Raw genomic sequence first — 19121 nt, forward strand, 5'->3', positions numbered from 1 at the left:
TATTAAACGTTAAATCTAAAGTTAACAATGTCACCATCTTGCATGACGTATTCTTTTCCTTCGACCCGTAGCTTTCCAGCTTCCTTAACGGCACTTTCACTACCGAGTTGGTCTAAGTCATCAAATGACATTACTTCAGCTCGAATAAAACCACGTTCAAAGTCAGAGTGAATAATCCCAGCAGCTTGTGGTGCCTTCGTCCCCTTTAGATAAGTCCATGCCTTAGTTTCCTTTCCACCAGCGGTAAAGAATGTCTCAAGCCCTAATAACTTATAAGAAGCCCGAATTAACTTGTTTAAGCCAGGTTCTTCAACCCCTTCAGCTTCGAGGAAGGTTTGCTTATCATCATCATCTAATTCAGCAATCTCTTCTTCCGTTTCAGCAGCAATTCCAATTGCTTGAGCACCATCCTTAGTGGCGTAATCTTGCACTTGTTTGAAGTATGCTGAACTTTCGGGATCAGCCATATCATCTTCGCTAACGTTTGCAACGTAAAGGACTGGCTTTGAGGTAAGCAAGAACTCACCCTTTACGATTTTGGCTTCGTCTTCGTTAAAGTCGATTGAACGCACTGAGCCACCATTTTCGAGAACGGGCTTAATCTTCTCTAAGACTGCCTTTTCCGCTAGGGCATCTTCATCTTTACCTTTAGCGGCCCGTTCAACTTTTCCTAACCGCTTGTTAACAGCATCCAGATCAGCAATCCCTAATTCCAAGTTAATCGTTTGGATATCAGCAATTGGATCGACCTTACCAGTAACGTGGGTGATATTATCATCATCGAATGCACGCACAACATGAACGATGGCATCGACTTGACGAATGTTTTCCAAGAACTTATTTCCTAGTCCTTCACCCTTACTAGCACCCTTAACAATTCCAGCAATATCGGTAAATTCAAACGTAGTTGGCACGATTTTCTTAGCTGGAATCAATTCTTGAATCCGCGCTAATCGTTTATCTGGTACTTCCACCATTCCAACATTGGGATCGATCGTAGCAAATGGGTAGTTCGCCATTTCTGCTCCGGCATTTGTAATTGCGTTAAAGAGGGTTGACTTACCAACGTTAGGCAGCCCAATAATTCCTGCTGTTAATGACATAAAAAAATTCGCTCGCTTTCTGTTTATTCTGTTTCGTGTTTTTCAAGTACTTTTTTGATTTTGTGATCAAATTGACGTCTGGGAAGCATTACAATATGACCGCAATTAGTACACTTGATTTTAATATCGGCACCCATCCGAATAATTTCCCAACGGTTCGCACCGCATGGATGGGGCTTCTTCATTTCAACAATATCATGTAGTTCATACATTGCAAAAACTCCAATCTAGTCAATGTTAATATCTAATATTTTTAGAATTCGGTTCAAATCGTCATTAGACATGTAATCGATCTCTATTTTCCCATGACCACGTTTAGAACGATTGCCATTGATTGAAACAGCGGTTCCAAAGCGATCCTGGAGCTGATCTTCAGTTGCTCTGAGGAACGGAGATTTATGACCACCACGAGCGCCCTTCTTTGCCTTTTTAGAACGCTTGCCACTGCCCATTTCTTCGATCTCGCGATTGATTTGACGAACCGTCAAAGTCTGCTCATAGACCCGTTTCGCCAATTTTCTCAATTCCGCCTTATCACTAATTGATAACAAAGCCCTTGCTTGCCCCATTGATAACTGCTTTTTTTGCACCATCGCCTTAACTTCATTAGGCAATCCAAGCAGTCTTAAGTAGTTAGCAACGTATGAGCGACTTTTTCCCAGGCGGTTAGCAACTTGAGCTTGCGTTAAGTTCAAGTTCACCATTAGCGTGTTATAGGCCTCAGCCTCCTCAATTGCTGTTAGGTCCTCTCTTTGTAAGTTTTCAAGAACCGCAATTTCCATCATCTTTTCATCGGTAACATTCCGAATGATGGCTGGAATTGTTTTTTTACCCGCAATCTCAGATGCTCTAAAACGTCTTTCACCAGCTAGAATTTCATATTGACCATTCTTAGCTGCTTTTCTTACGATAATTGGTTGGAATACGCCTGATTTTTTGATTGAATTTGCCAAATCATTAAGCGCATCCTTATCAAATCTGGTCCGTGGTTGGTATGGGTTCGGAACCAATTCCGCCAGTTTAATATCATTGACCGTTTCTTCGGATTGAACTTCATTATCTGAAAATAACGCTTCAATCCCACGGCCTAAACCTTTTTTATTTGCCATGAGCAGCCAACACTTCCTTTGTAAGTTTCATGTATACAACTGCACCCTTAGATTTAGGATCATAATCATTAATTGGTTTTCCATAACTAGGTGCTTCTGATAGTCGGACATTCCGTGGAATTACAGTATCATAAACCTTATCCTTAAAATAATCGCGAACTTGCTCATTGACCTGACGGCCCAAGTTAGTGCGTGAATCAAACATCGTAAGCAAGATGCCTTCAATTTTAAGGGTTGGGTTAAAATGCTTTTTAACTAAATTAAAAGTATTTAGCAATTGGCTAAGGCCCTCCAACGCATAATACTCACTTTGAACTGGGATTAAAATGGAATCACTAGCGGTAAACGCATTTACGGTAATCAAACCAAGCGATGGGGGACAATCGATTAAGATATAATCATAATCATCTTCCACTTCAGCAATCGCTGTTCTTAAAATGGTCTCGCGCGCCATTTTAGAAACTAACTTAATATCAGCACCAGATAAATCAATTGTCGCAGGGACTGCATCTAAGTGGTCATAATCGGTATGAATAACGGCATCTTTAATTGGTGCATCTTCAACTAAAATATCATACATTGTGGGGAGCTGATTTTCTTTAATCGACTTTTTTTGAATATTAATCCCACTAGTTGCATTTCCCTGTGCATCAGCATCAATTAATAAAACCCGCTTTCCTAAAGACGCTAAATCTGCACTCAAATTAACAGCAGTCGTTGTTTTGCCGACGCCACCCTTTTGGTTAGCTAATGCGATTACATATGCCATCTTAAGCCCTCCTTTTATTCCCCAATTGGTTTTTTATTTGGCGTTCCCGCCTTACGTGGATACTGACTTGGGGTTGGTTTTACCTTCTCGATCACCACAATATTTCTTTCATCATTTGAAACAGGCAACTCAAATTCATGGTCTTGAGTCAACTTACCACCCAGTAACTGAATTGCTTTTTGGCCAACGCTTAATTCGCTAGCAGCTTTAGCAGCCTTAAGTGCAATTAAATTGCCGCCAACTTTTACGAGTGGCAAGCATAGCTCTGCTAAAACACTCATTCGGGCAACTGCACGGGCAGTAACAATATCAAATGACTCCCGACTAGCAGACTTTTTACCGCCAAACTCTTCGGCACGTGCATGAACGGTCTTAACATCAGTAAGACCTAGCTTTGCAACTAAATCATTCAAGAAATTAATCCGTTTGTTCAAAGAATCTACGATTGTTACTTTTAACTGGGGAAAAACGATTTTCATTGGTAAGGATGGAAATCCAGCCCCTGCACCAACATCACAGATAGTAAGTGGCTCTGTTTGCAGTTTATTAAAATAAAATGCGGGAGTAATAGAATCGTAAAAATGCTTTAAATAAACGTCATTTCGATCAACAATCGTTGTTAAATTAACGTTTTTATTTGTTGCTACCAACAGCTGGTAGTATGTATCAAACTGCTTCATTTGATTATCGGTTAACTCAATTCCATTATGAGCCAATTGTGCTTTAAATTCTTCTGGATTCATTTAATTACTCCATTAATAATTCTATTTCTTTACCCATTAATACTTATAGATAGTCAACTTTTATTTTATCATAAAATAACGGTGCTGGATAAATTGAAAGATATCTTTAAGCAAAAAAAATAAGCTCCTACCTTTAGCGGCTAAAAGCTTTGTGACTGGTAAATATGTACATGCAGTTTAAGCAAGCCACCGCACAAAGCAAATTCATGACATCGTCCACCTAATCCATCAAAAGGTGACCCTGAATCACGACACGAATAGTATTGTAACATAAAATCCAAAGAAAGAAATAACTTTTTTAAATTTTAATAAAAAAAGATACTGAAGTTATCAGTATCTTCGAAAAATGGCTGAAATCAACCTATTTTTTTATTATTTTTAAATATCCCTTGTTGTTAGCGGAGTATTTAATTCCCTTGTAAATCACAATATTGTTCTTAACTAATGAGCCGTCACTAATACTATAGTACTTCTTTACCCCGTGTTTACCAAAAACAACAGCACCACGAGTTTGAACACCATCTTCATTAAAGTGATATTCAACTCCATTTATCACTTTCGTCCCAGAGGTTGTTTGGCCATCCTTATTGAGGTAATACCATTTATTATTAATGTTTTCGAATTGGTTCCGAACTTCATTACCAGTATTAGCATCATAGTAATACTTTCCACCCCAGCCGCCAGCAACCTGGTCTCCGTTTTCACGATCAAAATATTGATATTGACCGTTCACTAGGGTTCTACCCTTAGCCATAACACCATTTGCAAAGAAGTATCTAGGGTTTCCTAGTTCTGGATCAGTAAAGAATCCTGAATGATACATCCCACCATTTGCACCAAAGTAATATTGTTTGCCACTGCTATCACGATAAACTGAATTAGTTAATTCAGAACCATCAGGTAAGAAGAAGAATTTAGAGCCGTTAATTTTTTGCAAACCAAATACCATATTTCCATTATCATCAAAATAATAGGTCTTTTTATCGTAACTAATAAATGTATCCTTAGCCTTGTAGCCACTATAAGTGTAATAATTAATGTTCTTACCGTTTTGAACAAATCCAGTTTTGAAGGATTGGCCCATCATTTGTAGAGGCATTGTACTTAAATTATTAATACTCAAATATTGACCAGTAATCCCATTATTTAAAATATAATCAATCCCAACTCCTTGGACGTTAGTTCCATTAATGTACTTAGCACTCCAGGTTGTAATTTTTTCGCTCGGATCGATTGGTTTATTCGTCGAAATTTGCTTAGTAGTAAATAAATCTGGATACATTTTTTGAAGTTCTTCCAAGAACTTGCCACCATATTGGGCTTGATAGTCGTTACCACTACCAATTGTATTGGAATAGTATAATTGGTTCGTAATCTTGGTTCCAATTAATTCTTGGCCATAGTTATTAACCCGCTTAACCGTTACTAACTGCTTATTTGGCATGTCATATACTTGATCCGGTACAAAGTCAGCCATCGCTTGAATTCCATTTGCATGTAACGCTTGAATCGCTTGAATCAACTCATCGGCAGTTCCATATTTGTTCGGACCACTTAGTCCTAAATCATATCGGTCACTAAACGCATATCCATTTTGGAATGTTTCATCTAGGAATGAATTACCCTCAGTCGAATTATACTGTGGTGGAAATTCAAAGCTAGTAATTCCCCATTGTTTAAATAAGTTGGCATTGTTTGCAATCACTACGTTTTCTCTTTGTGAATCAGTTGTTGGGAATGATTGGAAGTTAGAGAAGCCCTCAAAAATCACGTTAGAATCCAAAGCAGCATTTGATACGTAGTTACTACTCTGTTTAACATTCTTGCTTTGGGTCTTATTTGTAGCGGAAGCAGCTGTTCTAGAATCTTGATCATCAGCAGCCCCCATTGGCACCCAGGCAGAAAGATATCCTGATACCTGCGGGTTGGAATATCCCTTAATATCTGCACGAGTTAGAATTAATTGCCCTTTGGCATTTGTATATTTAATCTGGGACTGACTAACATCTGAGTCATTATTAAAGACTGACAAACCAGTCTTAGTCGTATTCAACAATGGTCTAAAGGCCTGATTTTTATGACTAGCCCCCATGTTGATAACGACTTTATCATTACTAGAAAGCTTTAATTCAGGGTTATTAGATTCAACAATTGCGATTCCGCTCTTATTATTTGGATTAACATTTTTAGGACCCCAAATATCCTTTCCATAACGAACTGATGTTAAAACGCCGGTATATTTATCCTTAGCCTTAGTCATTGAAGGGGCTCCAACCATTGTTTGAACGTTAGATGTTTGCCCACCAGCAGCATATTTAACCCGCGCCCTCAATAATGCATCGATCGAATCATAGTATGGCGATTTGGATTCCATGAACTGCTTATTTTCCATATACATATCACCATAGTAAACCCGTGGGACTAAGGACTTATCAGTCAATAATAGCGCGTAGGCAGCTGGGGTATTGTAAAGTGAATATTTTTTATCCGTTTTCCATTCGTCATCAGCATAAATCTTAAGGGCCTTTTGGAAAATTTGCATCGTAGATGATGGATTATCTGGGTTGACAGAACTATCAAATTTATCTTGAATAATTTGACCGACAATTCCTTGAACAGAGTTATCGTGTGCTCTAAAGAAGCTATAACTAGGAATCGTATCATCGACCTCATTCCAATCAGCATGACGATCAGCTAACCCATCATTAATTAGAAAATCAAGATTGGCCCTTTGGGTAGGATCAGCTGTTGAAAGGGATTCTTGGAGTGCATTTTTCAGTTGTGGATTCATTGTAATTTGTGGATTCCCATTCTTGCGCATGTAGAATGGATCAATCCAATTATCCCAATCTTCCAAAATGCTTAAATGATTATTAGCATTTTGATCGGATTGACTAGTTTTATAAGCATCATTAAAGTACTTTCCAATAATTTGAATTAAATCAGAGTCAACATCATCAATCGCATCCACTCTGACCCCATCAAAATTACCGTTAGGATTATTCTTTAAAATCGTCCCCAAATTCATGACATAGTGCAACCAGTTCAGATCTTCAGCCTGAACGGTCGGATTAGAGTTATCGATATCATTTCCTAATAGAAATTCAAAGTCCCCTCCGGAGGCAATCGTTTGCTTCAAGGTCTTTCCATTTTGATCTGAAAGGCCCCGATCCAAAAGACGATAATTAGAATTAGCATCGCTAGTTAATGGATCGTTAACGTATAAGAACTGACCACCTTGTAACCCATCTGAACCACGTTCTTCACTATCGAAATTCCACTCGGATTGTGTTTTAATGAATTGATCCAGTAGATTATGAAGCCATGTTGTATCACCATTGTTGGCATTAATCTTCTTTTCAATCGATACTTGCACTTGTCTAGCAGATTGATTTAAGCTATTGGCCCCATCCCCAGCAGAATGCCAAGAAGGTGTCACTCCTAACCCATTTTTATTCATAAAGTTAAGATAATTTGCTTCCACTTTTTTATTTGGCCACCAAGTCATCAATAGTGGGCGCATATCATTTTGATTCGATGCCGTCCAATCATCACCATTTGATAAAATTTTCTTTGGACGATACCAGGTATCAGGGGTCAAATAACCATTAACGTTTGTAATACTAGCATTGTCAACGTTATAAAATGCATTATTCGTTGTAAAATCATCTGATTTCACAGTCTCACTTTTGGTAATAGGGAGGTCTTTCTTAGCAGTTAATGCTCCTGTTTTCTTATTAAAATACATAACTTGATTACCTAGTTGAACAGTAACGCCCAAATGGGGATCACCGTATGTGTCAACATAATAATATTTACCGTTCTTTTTCTTAATATTAGTAACCTTGTATTTTTTCAATAAACGTTTAATGGTTCCATCATCGGCATTAGTAAGGCTTTTAATTTTGCTAGTACTATTAGCATTTTTACTCGTTGTACTATCAGCAGATGATGAACTACTCTTAAGAACTGCATTTGATTTCACAACAGCAGCTGAACTACTACTAGAACTTGAGCTAGTGTTGCTGCTAGAAGTATTAACATCACTAGTGCTACTAGACGAATTAGAACTACTACTAGAATCAATACTAGCGCTGCTTTGTGCCACTGATGACTGGCTAGCGGCACTACTAATGCTAGCATTAGAGCTCGCCGCTGAAACATTTGCACTACTAGAGCTGCTAGTTGCACTGACGCTGCTTTGCGTATCAGCTTTAACTGAATTTACATTAACTTGATCAGCGTAAAAAATCCCCATCGTTGCTGTGAACAGCATTGCTGTAACCCAATGCTTACCTGATTTATACATTTTATAATGTTTTTTGGTTTGTCCGTTAAACATTATTCAATCCCCCTATTTAATTCCTACTGGTAAATAAAATTGATTATTTTTCACCATATAATACTTTTTGGTAGCTGAATTTCTTAATATATAATTAATCCCACGTCCCTGGATATTGCTACCGTTCAAATACTTGGCAGACCAAATGCGTAGTGGATTACTATATACTAATTTTTTACCATTCGAAATTTGTTTAACATTAAACAAGCTCGGATGTTGACGATGTAACGTTTTTAAAAACATCCCACCATATTGATATTGATAACTACTCTTAGAACTACGGGCATTCGCTAAATAAAGGCGATTAGATAGTTTAGTCCCCTTGATCTTTTTACCGTTAATATCGACCCGCGTTGCAGAAACAACCTGCTTTCCAGGCAGATCATAAAGTTGGTTCGGCACAAAATCAGCAAGCGACTTAATCCCAACACTGTGGAATGCTTCAATCGTATTGGCTAGTTCACTTGCGGTTCCATACTTAGTGGGACTGCCAAACCCGAGGTCATAACGATCATTAAACGCATAGCCATTCTGCACGGTCGCATCAACGAATGAGTTCCCCGTAACGGAGCGATATTGAGGAGGTAATTGCATATAAGTAATACCCCATTTTTTAAAATCATTCACTTTTTTAGGCAAGACCACGTTTTCATATTCACTCGTTTTAGTTGGAATTGGCTGAAAATTAGAGAACGCCTCAAAAATGACCTGTGAATCCAATGCATTATTAGATCGGAAGGTTTGCTTGCCACCATGATGTTTAGAACTAGCCTTAGTTCTAACGTCTTGATTATCCTTTGCCCCTACTGGCACCCATACGGATAGATAGCCAGATAACTGAGGATTACTGTACCCCTTAATCTGGTTATTATTCAAAATTAACTGGCCCTTAGCATTAGTTTTAACTGGATTAGCATCCGTTTTAGCATCCGCATCTGATAAATAAGCCTTAACCCCATCGATTGTTGGTGTGATTACCGACCGATAATATTGATTCTTGTGGGCAGCCCCCATATTAAGAACGATTTTATCCTGTGAAGATAACTTGAGTTGGGGTTGGTTACCAATCACAACTCCAATTCCAGAGGTTCTAGTTAACGAATTCCCCTTACTATTAATGCTATTAGCACCATCCCCAAACCGCACCGACGTCAACAAACCATTTTGCACTTTCATTTGTTGACCACCAGCAACGTATTTGACGCGTGCCTCAAGCATTGCCTCAATTGCATCATAATAAGGTGATTCTTCTGCCATGAACTGGCCATCATCCTTATACATATCGCCATAATAAATTCTCGGCACCGTATCCTTATTCGTTAACATAAATGCATAACTGGATGGGATATTATAATACGTATATTTTTTATTCGTTAACTGTTCATCAGCATCATAAACCTTTAGGGCCTTGCTCAAATCTTTCGGATCGACCTTTCCACCAACAAAATTATGATTGTACTTATCTTGAATAATTTGAAATAAAATTTCTTGAACTCCGCTATCATGAGCACGCATAAATGAATAATTAGGAATCGCTTGATTTTGTTCGGTATCGTTATCACGATTAGCTACGATCGTATAGTCGTTTAGATGTTGCATATTCATTCGTTGCTTTACTGGTAACGCGAGTGAATTAATCATCGCAAAGTGTTGATCACCATCCATCGTTAGTTGATTATTGCCGTGATCTTCAACGTAGTTAGGATCTTTACCAGCCCAATCTTCTAGAATGGAAAGGTGATCAATGGCATTTTGGTCACTTTGGTTCACATGGTATTCCTGCTTAAAGTAATCTGACATAATATTTAATAGGTCCGCATCCACATTATCAACAGCATCAAAACGAATGCCATCAAAGTTAGCATTGGCATTATGCTGCGTGATGGAACCAAAATGAGTCAAGTAATAAACCCAGTTCAAATCCTCAGATTGAACAACCGGATTTGAGTTATCAACATCGTTAGCTAATAAGAATTCATTCCCATCTGATTCGCCATCATCATTATATTTATACTTACCAGTTTGCTGATTGGGATAACGATTAATAATGCGATACTTAGAGTTAGCATCGGGCGTGTCCTTATTATTACCGTAAAGTAACGCGCCTCCTTGAAAACCATCCTGTAGATTATAGCCCTCACTTTTAATATTCCATTGTGATTGCGAATTAATAAATTGAGTCATTAATTTTTTTAACCAACCGATGCGTCCAGTTGCGCTGATCTTTTTTTCAATATCAACTTGAACTGCACGGCTAGCGACCGCTAATTGGTGGTTTGATTCATCAGTCGTATGCCATGAAGGTGTAATCCCAAATCCACGGCCATTCATAAAGTTTAAATAATTAACTTTCGTTGATTTATCTGGCCACCAAGCCATCAACAACGGGCGCTTATCAAACGAAGTTGATTTAACCCAAGTTGTCCCCGCACGCAATATTTTCCTAGGTCGGTACCAAGAATCAGGCGTTAAAAATCCCTCTGCCGTATCAAAGAATGAAGCAGTGGAATGATTATAAGCCCGATTATTACTATTAATATCAGTTAATTTCACTGTACTTGCGATGGCTTTGGGTGCGAACTGAATCGCAAACCAAGTACCAGTAACTAAAAGCAGTGTAATTAACACTAAAAAAGTTCTTATGATTTTCTTAAACATTATTAATTTATCCTTATTTTCAATTGAATCTTAAACATTTATTAATAATATCTCAATATGTTAATACGTGCAAACTTTGCACAAAAAAAGCCGTCTATCACAAGCGAACTTGGATGACGACCCTTTAAATTAAATTATTTACTTTCAATTCCTAAATTAAATAACTTAGTGGTGTAGGTGTATGGTTGACTATAGCCAGGTAAGTTATTAACAGTAACTGTATAACTGTGATTTACTTTAATGGCATTGGCATCTGGAGTGAACCAAACGTTGCCGCCAAAGTAACCAGCGGTTCCAGAACCCGAATTGATCGAAGCTGCGTTTACATCTGAAACGTTTACATCAACATTACTGGTATTATCGTGAATGGTAACGCTTGGCGTTGCATTAAATGAACTAGAAGGAACTGAAATTGACCAAGGCGTGTTTTGTACTAATTCGAATGGGAATAATCCATTCCCTGGGAAGTTAACAGGGGTGTTGACTCCAGATACTTCGCCATCATTTGAATTATCAAAAACCTTATAATCATAATAATTTCCATTATTATCAGTTGAAACATAACCAATTCCAACACTACTAATATTGCCAATTAACCATTCACGATGCCCTGGTCCCAGTTGTGGAATTCCATTATTCCCATCATTTAAAAAACCAGAAACAATGTCATAAGGGGTGGGATTCGATGTCGGATAACTAAATTGAAATCCAATATTACTATTCATGGTTACGTCAGAAGCATGTTGCCAATCTTGTGAATTAACGAAACTAGGTTCGATGCTAGCGGGTAAGCCGTGTTGAATCGTCCCAATCGTATTGTTACTAACGTTCAGTGCCGCTAATCCTGCAGCACCGTATTGTGCATCTTGACTCCATGAACTATTTTCAGACAATGAAGATAGTCCTAACATATTTCGGAAGAAGTTAATCCATTGAATACTGTTATCAATATAGCTTTGGTTTAATTTGCCAGTGCTAAATTGCCCATTAACATTTGGTTTCGCACTATAAACGTCGGCATCTGCGTTTCCGTTGCCGATTTGAGCTGCCTCACTCTTGTAAGTATTAATTTGATTAATTTCACTGCTCGTAAAGTATTTAGCTAATTCATTGGCACTAGCTGAATTGGCTGATTGCCCTGCATTGTTACTATTTGAACTAGATGTAGCACTAGATGATGAACTAGCTGATGAATTAGCTGACGTTGCTGAACTCGCACTTGAGCTTGATGCAGATGATGCGCTTGAAACATTGCTAGTAGCACTATTAGATGCTGAAGATGCTGTTGAACTAGCAGTTTTGGCACTGGTTGACGAATTAGAGGAAACGGAACTCGTAGTACCATTACTTTGGTTACTTGATGGAGTAACGGGATTAGTAGTTGGAAGCGAACCGTTATTATTGTTATTGTTGTTAGTCCCATTATTGTCACTACTTACTGCTGGGGTGTTATTACTTAAGCTATTAACATTAGTAGTGGTTTGAGAATGGGCATTATGATGCTTCTTGGCCTTCTTGACTTTAACCAGTTTTAGCTTGTTACTTAACACAACGCCCTTAAGTTTCTTATGCTTAATCAAACTATAAGTATGTTTTTTACCTTTTTGATCCTTAATCACATACTTTTGTTTCGTTTTAAAGGCAACGTTCTTATGTTTCTTAAGGTTACTTACTACCTTATTCAATTTATAGTTAGAATAAATAACCCCATTTTTTCCCTTTACAGTTTCTGCATGTGCTAATTTAATTTTTTTAACTAACTTAGCTGATTGGTTAGTCTTAGCAAAAGCACTAGCATTTGAGACCCCAAAAGTGCCGACTGCTACTACTGCTACTGCAATCAATTTATAAATATTCTTTTTCTTCATATGTAAGCTCCCTAATAAAAAATATTAAAATCATTATTTTAATTATAAAATAATTAAGTTTTTTTAGCAATTATCATGTTAAATCGTTGTGATATCAGCATTTTATGTATAAAAAAATAGCTACATTAGATCATTTTCTAATGTAGCTATTTATATTTAACCGTTTGATTTAATCCCTAAATCAAATAACTTGGTGGTGTAGGTATATGGTGAAGAATAACCAGGGAGATTGTTGACCGTAATCGTATAGCTGTGGTTAACCTTAATGTCATCACTATTTGGTTTGAACCATAAATTAGTACCAAAGAAGCCGAAACCATAGGATGTAGAACTTCCACCATCATAGGTATTTACAACGGTTCCATTCATATTAACACTAGTGACTGCAACGTCTTTATTACTGGTATTATCGTGAACTGTCACAGTTGGTATAGTAGGATTATTATTAAAATTAATTGGGAGTGAAATTGTCCAATCTGCATCCTTTATTAAATTAATTGGGAACAATCCACTTGCAGGAAAATTAACTGGAGTGGTAGTTTGATTATCTTTAAAGTTATTATTAGCGTCAAATATCTTATAGTCACTGTAATTCCCAGATTGTCCTACTCCAACTTTATCAATGTTACCAATTAGCCATTCCCGATGCCCAGGTCCATCTGATGGGTCATCATTATTGGCATCGGATAGGAAGTCATTAACTACAGAGTAAGGAATTGAACCAATTTTAGTTGCTCCATCAAAGTATGAACTATAATTAACGTTACTAGAGTAGGTTGCATCAGATGCTCTTTTGAAATCTTGATCACTAATAAATGAAGTTTTAAATTTATTATCGAAACCATGGGCTAGGAACGAACCGTAATTATTCGCAACGGCAATCATGTTTAATCCGGCAGCCCCATATTGAGCATCTGCACTCCATGAATCATCTTCATTTAAAGGTTTAACCCCCACCATGTTTCTAAAGAAGTTAATCCATTTAACGGTAGTATTAATGAACGTCGGGTTCAACTGACCAGGATTAAAAGTATTCTTAACTTGTGAAGGTTCAGTGTAAATATTTTCATCAGCACCACTATTATTAATATTAGCTGCTTCACTTTTATATGCATTGATTTGATTTATCTCGTCGCTGGTAAAGTAATCAGATAAATTAACTTGATTGTGCTTTTTATTATCATCTGATTTGCTATTATTACTATTTGAAGTCGGTGTTTTTTTTGCTTGAATCGACTTAATTGACTTACTTAAAACGACCCCCTTAATTTTATTACTCTTAATTAGGTTATATGTACTTCTCTTACCATTCTTATCTTTAATCACAAATTGACGATTAGTCTTAAAGGTAATGTTTTTATAATTTTTTAAGTTACCAATAACCTTATTAAGCTTATAGTTTGAATATATTTTACCACTAGTCCCTCGAACCTTTTTTGAACTAGATAATTCAGTATCACTTATGACTTTAGCTTGATGGATACTTTTAGCGGAAGCATTAATAATGAAAACATTAGTTAATCCCAATGATATTGCTAAAGCAATAGCTACTCTTTTGTAAATATATTTATTTAGCATATAATAACTCCTAAAATTTAAATTTTTAAATGTTAATTTAATTATAAATTAACGAAAAATCTTTAGCAATTATTAAATAATAAAAAAGCACCCCATAATCGCTAGATTTATTTAACAATTATCGGGTGCTTCAATTATCATTAATCAAACGGCCACCAAGCTACTCGCTTAGAAGTTGCAGGTTCATCCTTCATTCTGGCCACGTATATCGGGCCAACTTGTTCTCGCATTGAAGTTGGAATCTGAGCTTTTGAAATCAAGCGAATGGACGAAACGTATGAACCCTTATGCTTCACAACTGCCCATCTTTGCTCTTTACCATACTCACCCGTATAAAATTTCAGCCAACTGCCAGCGCCAAATTGATCATCAGATACATACGCACTTACTTTTTTCATTGGTTCTGGACTCTTTAATGGCAGGGTTGCATAACCAACCTGAGTTTTTAAAAACGGGTTGACTGCATCGATATATTCATTTTGGGTCGCCCGACCATAACCTAAAATCCCTAGCCCCAGCAATAAAATACTAACCATTCCCAATCCGCTTGCTAAAATTACCGTGTACCATTTATACTTTTGCTTTGATCTTACATCATTACTAATTTGATTAACCATCAGATTGTTTTCCCCCTTCAATAGCTCATCTAACGTCACGTTTAAAATTGCCCCTAGATTGACCAACGTATCCAAGTTCGGATAACTCAAATTATTTTCCCATCGTGATAAAGTCTGTCTCGTCACGTGGAGTTGATCGGCTAATTGTTGCTGAGTTAACCCAGCCGATTTGCGTTTGCTTTTTAATACCGTTGCAAATTCCAATTTAAGCACTCCTTTCAAAGATCACGATAGCAAATTAGCTTCTGAATGTAACGCAATTATCGTGTTACATCATTGATATAACAACATTTTATGTATAAAAAAAGGAAGTCAGTAGTGACTTCCTTTCGATGTTTAGTGTAATCTTACCAAACGAATAAACCAACAATTCCTGCTGACATTAGTGAAACTAAGATTCCGGATAGGAGCAAGTAAACAACGTTCTTACTGATTAAGTCGTTGTGTTCCTTATCAACGATCCCCTTAAATGCACCGATGATCATCCCAACAGTACTCAAGTTCGCAAATGAAGTAATGAATACAACCAATTGAGCTTGGTAGTGAGGTGGAAAGACGCTGTGGTTATTAATCGTCTTAGTAATTTGTTGCATAATTACGAATTCGTTCGTAACCAACTTCTTACCCATAAATTGAGCAAATTCAAAAGCATGGTGAACATCGAGCCCCATTAACCATGCAAATGGGAACATGATGATTCCTAAAACGTGTTCAAGTGAAAGCCATGGGTTAACGAAGCCTAATAGCTTATCGATCAATGCAGCTAAGGCAACGAATGCAATCACGTTAGCGGTAATGATTAAGATTAACTTCCCAGCGCCAAGGATGGAATCACCCAAGAATGAAAAGAATGGTTCGCGACCCTTTGCAGAATCACCATCAGCAGCTTCAGCGGTCGCATCTGCAACGTCTGAGCTGGAACCTAGTTTTGCAATTGTATCTTCTTCTGGTGTAACTTCGACTGGATTTAAAATACTAGTGATAATTACCGCATTCAAAATGTTCAATGGAACGGCAGTCAAAACAAATTGACCAGGTACTAATTGAACATATGCTCCCAAGATTGAAGCAGTAACACATGACATTGACATCATCGCAATCGTTAAATCACGATTAGCCTTCATTTGCTTCAACTGAATTTGAGAAACAGCTAAAGCTTCAGTGTTACCAAGGAACATCATTTCAACTGAGAAAAATGATTCGAATTTTGGTTGACCAGTAACGAATGAAAGCCCCCGGCCAATCCACTTGATCAAGAATGGTAGTACTCCGATATAGGTTAAAATATCGAAAACCGGAACGATCAAGAGGATTGGAAGTAATGCACTAGTGACAAAGTCAGGTGTCTTCAAAGCAAGCCAACTAGGTAACGCAAATCCAATCCCGGCATTAGCAACTTCAACTAAGCCACTAAAACCATCAGCCGCAGCCTTAACGGCTTCACGACCCCACGTAAATTCAGTGAGCAGAAAAGCAATCACTAAATTGAGGATTAAAACAGTAATAACTGAACGCCAGTTAATGTTTTTACGGTTCTTAGAGAAAAGCACCGCAATCGCAAGGAATACAATGATTCCTAGGATGTTAATTAAGAGATACATTAAAACTGATCCTTTCTGTAAATAAATAAAGAACTAAATCTAAACAAGAAACAGAGCAACAAATCACCAATTTGTCACACATCACTCCTCTCAAATTAGCGGGTTACTTAGTTAGTTCATGTAATAAACTATGTTTAAATTTATCTTTACTCATGGAATCAGTAAAGTTTTCCATTATTGTTGTTGCCAAATCACCCAAAGTTCTTCTAATCCCTAAGGAATGCCCCTCGGTAAACTGCTTTGCGTATAAGATGATTGGTAAGTACTCCCTAGTGGTGGGGAGATCAATTGTAATATCCTTTGCAAAACTAGAAGTAATGACCAATAGGTCAGTATCTAACATTGTATCCATTAGCAATTGAATTTGTTTATCAATAATCATTAAGCGGCTGGCATAGTCCTTAGCATCACCACTTCGCGCTGAAATTGATAATTCTGGAACCTGATTATATATGATTCCCTCTTCGATCTTCTTTAAGTTATAAAGAACTTCCACAAATGAAATATCATCACTAGCACATTGTACTTGTTTACAAACATCTTGATTTTCTAGATAGTTTACAAACCTTGAAATTAACACATTTGAGAATCCTTGGCGTGCTAAAGTATTAAAAATACTGACTACCCGCAGCGGTTCGGAATAATCAAACATTTCTCGCAACGTTGAGGAAGCATGACTAGCTTCCACAGCAGCATGCATCTTTCCGTAGAAGCCCTTGGGATGCTCAACCATTGGAACCGTCTTTAATTGATGATCCCATCTAATATTGCCAAATCCCAACGATTCAAGGGTTGGCAACTTTAAGGTATCTGTAAACTGTTCATCTAAGTGTCCAATGGTATCAGCACCAACTGAATCGTACCGATTGGCATCGCTTGCTTCACCCATCCCCAGTGAAGCCACATCAATGATGATAATTCGCCGAAAATTCATTTAAATAGCTCCTTAAACTTTAAGAATCTTTAAAATCTTTATAACGATTATAGCAGTGTATTAATTGTTAGTAAATAGAATTTAAGCGCCACCATCAAAAAAAGCACCAATCATCCAAATTATTTTGGAATAATCGATGCCATAATTAGTGCCGACCAAATGGCCTGCCCCTGCCAAGGAACTACATTATATCACTAAATTTAATGTCATTTTCGGATTCATAATATATAATAGAGACAATATTATCTCTAAGGGGGATTCATTTTGAAAATACTTGCACTTGGTGATTCCATCACCAATGGATACGATGGTGACCGCGATCTTACTTCCGGCACTTATCCGCAAGAACTCAGTAAATTATTAAATTGTGAAGTCGATAACTATGGTGTGAACAATGCGATGATCACCCGCCATCAATATGGTGATCTTACCCCACGGGTGTCCAGCGTTGACTTTACTAAATATGACTTGGTAATTATATTTTACGGTACTAATGACTATGCACACATGTCATCATCACTTGAGGAGATTGAAAACGAATTAGGTGCCGATGTTGAGGAAATCAAAAATAAAAATCCCCAAGCCAAATTACTTGGTATCGTGCCGATGAACCGCTGGGATTTCAATCAAAACGCTGATTCAATCGTTCGAGCTGGCGGTTATTCTTTTCACCAGCTACAAGACGGCATCGCTGCAACATACGTTAAGCATCAAGTTGCTTGTCTTGATTGGCGTAAAATCGCTCCTAACCTATTGACTGATGAAAACTACCAAGAACGCCTCCATGATTCTCATCTTCACCCTAACGCTAATACTTACGGTATCATGGCAGACTATATCGCTAAATTCATCACCAATAATCACCTGATTTAGGTAGGAGGATTTTCAAATATGATTTCATTTGCATACCGTGCATTTAGCGCCGTAGTCCAGGAAAAAAGCTTTTACAAAGCAGCCAAACTATTAGATGTTACCCCATCAGCAATTAGCCATGCGATCAATCAACTTGAAAAATTTCTTGGCTTTTCAGTGTTCATCAGAAACCGTTCTGGGGTTAAATTGACTGCTGATGGCAATGCTGTCATGCCGATTATTCAAGATATAATCAATACTCAACAACGCCTAGAGCAAGAAGCTGCTAACATCACTGGACTTAATGCTGGTTCCGTTAGATTAGGTGCCTTTAGTAGCGTTTGTATCAACTGGCTGCCCCAAATAATTAGTTCGTTTCGGGAACAATATCCAGACATCTTAATTACAGTTGATCAAGATGCCTACGATGAAATTGGTAATAATGCTAAATTAGGCACGATTGACATCGGTTTTACGTGTGACCCCATCATTGAAAAGTTAATTAAGGTTCCATTAGTTAAAGATCAAATTTACTGCATTACCCCCAGTGACTTTATTCCATTAAACGGGCAAAACATTACCAGCGAAGACGTTGAAAATCAAAGTTTTATTTTACAACGTAGTGACTACTATGGCGATACGAAAAAAGTATTAGATCGCTATCACGTTACCAATGCCGCCTTACAATTTAGTATTGATGATCAATCAATGCTGGCGATGGTCCGTAGCAAATTAGGAATGGGGATTTTACCTAAGCTAGCATTGACCAATATTCCAACTGGAGTCAAAGTATATCCATTTGACCAAAAATACTACCGAACCATTTACTTAGTTATCAATTCAGTTCAAATTAAAACTCCTGCAACTAGAAGAATGCTAGACCACATTAAGGATTTCATTAAACAAAATTATCCATCAGGAATTCTAAACTAAAAAAACTGCTCATG

General features: G+C 37.4%; 14 protein-coding genes. 2 read left to right on the forward strand and 12 right to left on the reverse strand.

Going from position 1 to position 19121, the window contains the following annotated elements; all coding sequences use genetic code 11:
• Window positions 1-2: 2 nt before the first annotated feature.
• From ychF to ACSYTJ_RS06400, 12 genes are all read right to left on the reverse strand, one after another.
• Window positions 3-1103 carry a redox-regulated ATPase YchF gene (gene ychF / locus ACSYTJ_RS06345; protein WP_491719773.1) on the reverse strand — a complete coding sequence of 367 codons (1101 nt, stop codon included), beginning with the start codon at window positions 1101-1103 and terminating at the stop codon, window positions 3-5.
• A gap of 23 nt (window positions 1104-1126) precedes the next feature.
• Entirely contained in the window at window positions 1127-1315 is a 189-nt protein-coding gene (locus ACSYTJ_RS06350) for a DUF951 domain-containing protein (RefSeq protein WP_491716751.1), read from the reverse strand.
• Window positions 1316-1330: 15 nt separating this feature from the next.
• Entirely contained in the window at window positions 1331-2212 is an 882-nt protein-coding gene (locus ACSYTJ_RS06355; RefSeq protein WP_491716752.1) for a ParB/RepB/Spo0J family partition protein, read from the reverse strand.
• Complete coding sequence (locus tag ACSYTJ_RS06360) at window positions 2202-2981, reverse strand: ParA family protein (protein ID WP_491716753.1); 780 nt, start codon at window positions 2979-2981, stop codon at window positions 2202-2204. The genes ACSYTJ_RS06355 and ACSYTJ_RS06360 overlap by 11 nt, the downstream gene beginning before the upstream one ends.
• Window positions 2982-2995: 14 nt before the next feature.
• Entirely contained in the window at window positions 2996-3724 is a 729-nt protein-coding gene (rsmG, locus tag ACSYTJ_RS06365; protein WP_491716754.1) for a 16S rRNA (guanine(527)-N(7))-methyltransferase RsmG, read from the reverse strand.
• Window positions 3725-4085: 361 nt separating this feature from the next.
• Window positions 4086-8066, reverse strand: a complete 3981-nt coding sequence (locus ACSYTJ_RS06370) for a glycoside hydrolase family 70 protein (protein WP_491719774.1) — start codon at window positions 8064-8066, stop codon at window positions 4086-4088.
• 12 nt (window positions 8067-8078) lie between these two features.
• Window positions 8079-10724, reverse strand: a complete 2646-nt coding sequence (locus ACSYTJ_RS06375; protein ID WP_491719775.1) for a glycoside hydrolase family 70 protein — start codon at window positions 10722-10724, stop codon at window positions 8079-8081.
• A gap of 134 nt (window positions 10725-10858) precedes the next feature.
• Window positions 10859-12592, reverse strand: a complete 1734-nt coding sequence (locus ACSYTJ_RS06380) for a hypothetical protein (RefSeq protein ID WP_491719776.1) — start codon at window positions 12590-12592, stop codon at window positions 10859-10861.
• A gap of 156 nt (window positions 12593-12748) precedes the next feature.
• Window positions 12749-14170: a CAP domain-containing protein gene (locus ACSYTJ_RS06385; RefSeq protein WP_491719777.1), complete on the reverse strand. Its 1422-nt coding sequence runs from the start codon at window positions 14168-14170 to the stop codon at window positions 12749-12751.
• 140 nt (window positions 14171-14310) lie between these two features.
• Window positions 14311-14991 carry a helix-turn-helix domain-containing protein gene (locus ACSYTJ_RS06390; protein ID WP_491719778.1) on the reverse strand — a complete coding sequence of 227 codons (681 nt, stop codon included), beginning with the start codon at window positions 14989-14991 and terminating at the stop codon, window positions 14311-14313.
• A gap of 143 nt (window positions 14992-15134) precedes the next feature.
• Window positions 15135-16388 carry a NupC/NupG family nucleoside CNT transporter gene (locus tag ACSYTJ_RS06395; protein ID WP_491716760.1) on the reverse strand — a complete coding sequence of 418 codons (1254 nt, stop codon included), beginning with the start codon at window positions 16386-16388 and terminating at the stop codon, window positions 15135-15137.
• A gap of 103 nt (window positions 16389-16491) precedes the next feature.
• Window positions 16492-17322: an alkaline phosphatase family protein gene (locus tag ACSYTJ_RS06400; RefSeq protein ID WP_491719779.1), complete on the reverse strand. Its 831-nt coding sequence runs from the start codon at window positions 17320-17322 to the stop codon at window positions 16492-16494.
• 264 nt (window positions 17323-17586) lie between these two features.
• Here ACSYTJ_RS06400 and ACSYTJ_RS06405 point away from each other — a divergent pair, with 264 nt between their 5' ends.
• On the forward strand, window positions 17587-18195 hold the full coding sequence (locus ACSYTJ_RS06405) for an SGNH/GDSL hydrolase family protein (RefSeq protein WP_491716762.1): 609 nt from the start codon (window positions 17587-17589) through the stop codon (window positions 18193-18195).
• 18 nt (window positions 18196-18213) lie between these two features.
• Window positions 18214-19107, forward strand: a complete 894-nt coding sequence (locus ACSYTJ_RS06410) for a LysR family transcriptional regulator (RefSeq protein WP_491719780.1) — start codon at window positions 18214-18216, stop codon at window positions 19105-19107.
• The last annotated feature ends 14 nt before the right edge of the window (window positions 19108-19121 follow it).

Source organism: Nicoliella sp. ESL1113, assembly GCF_058509245.1.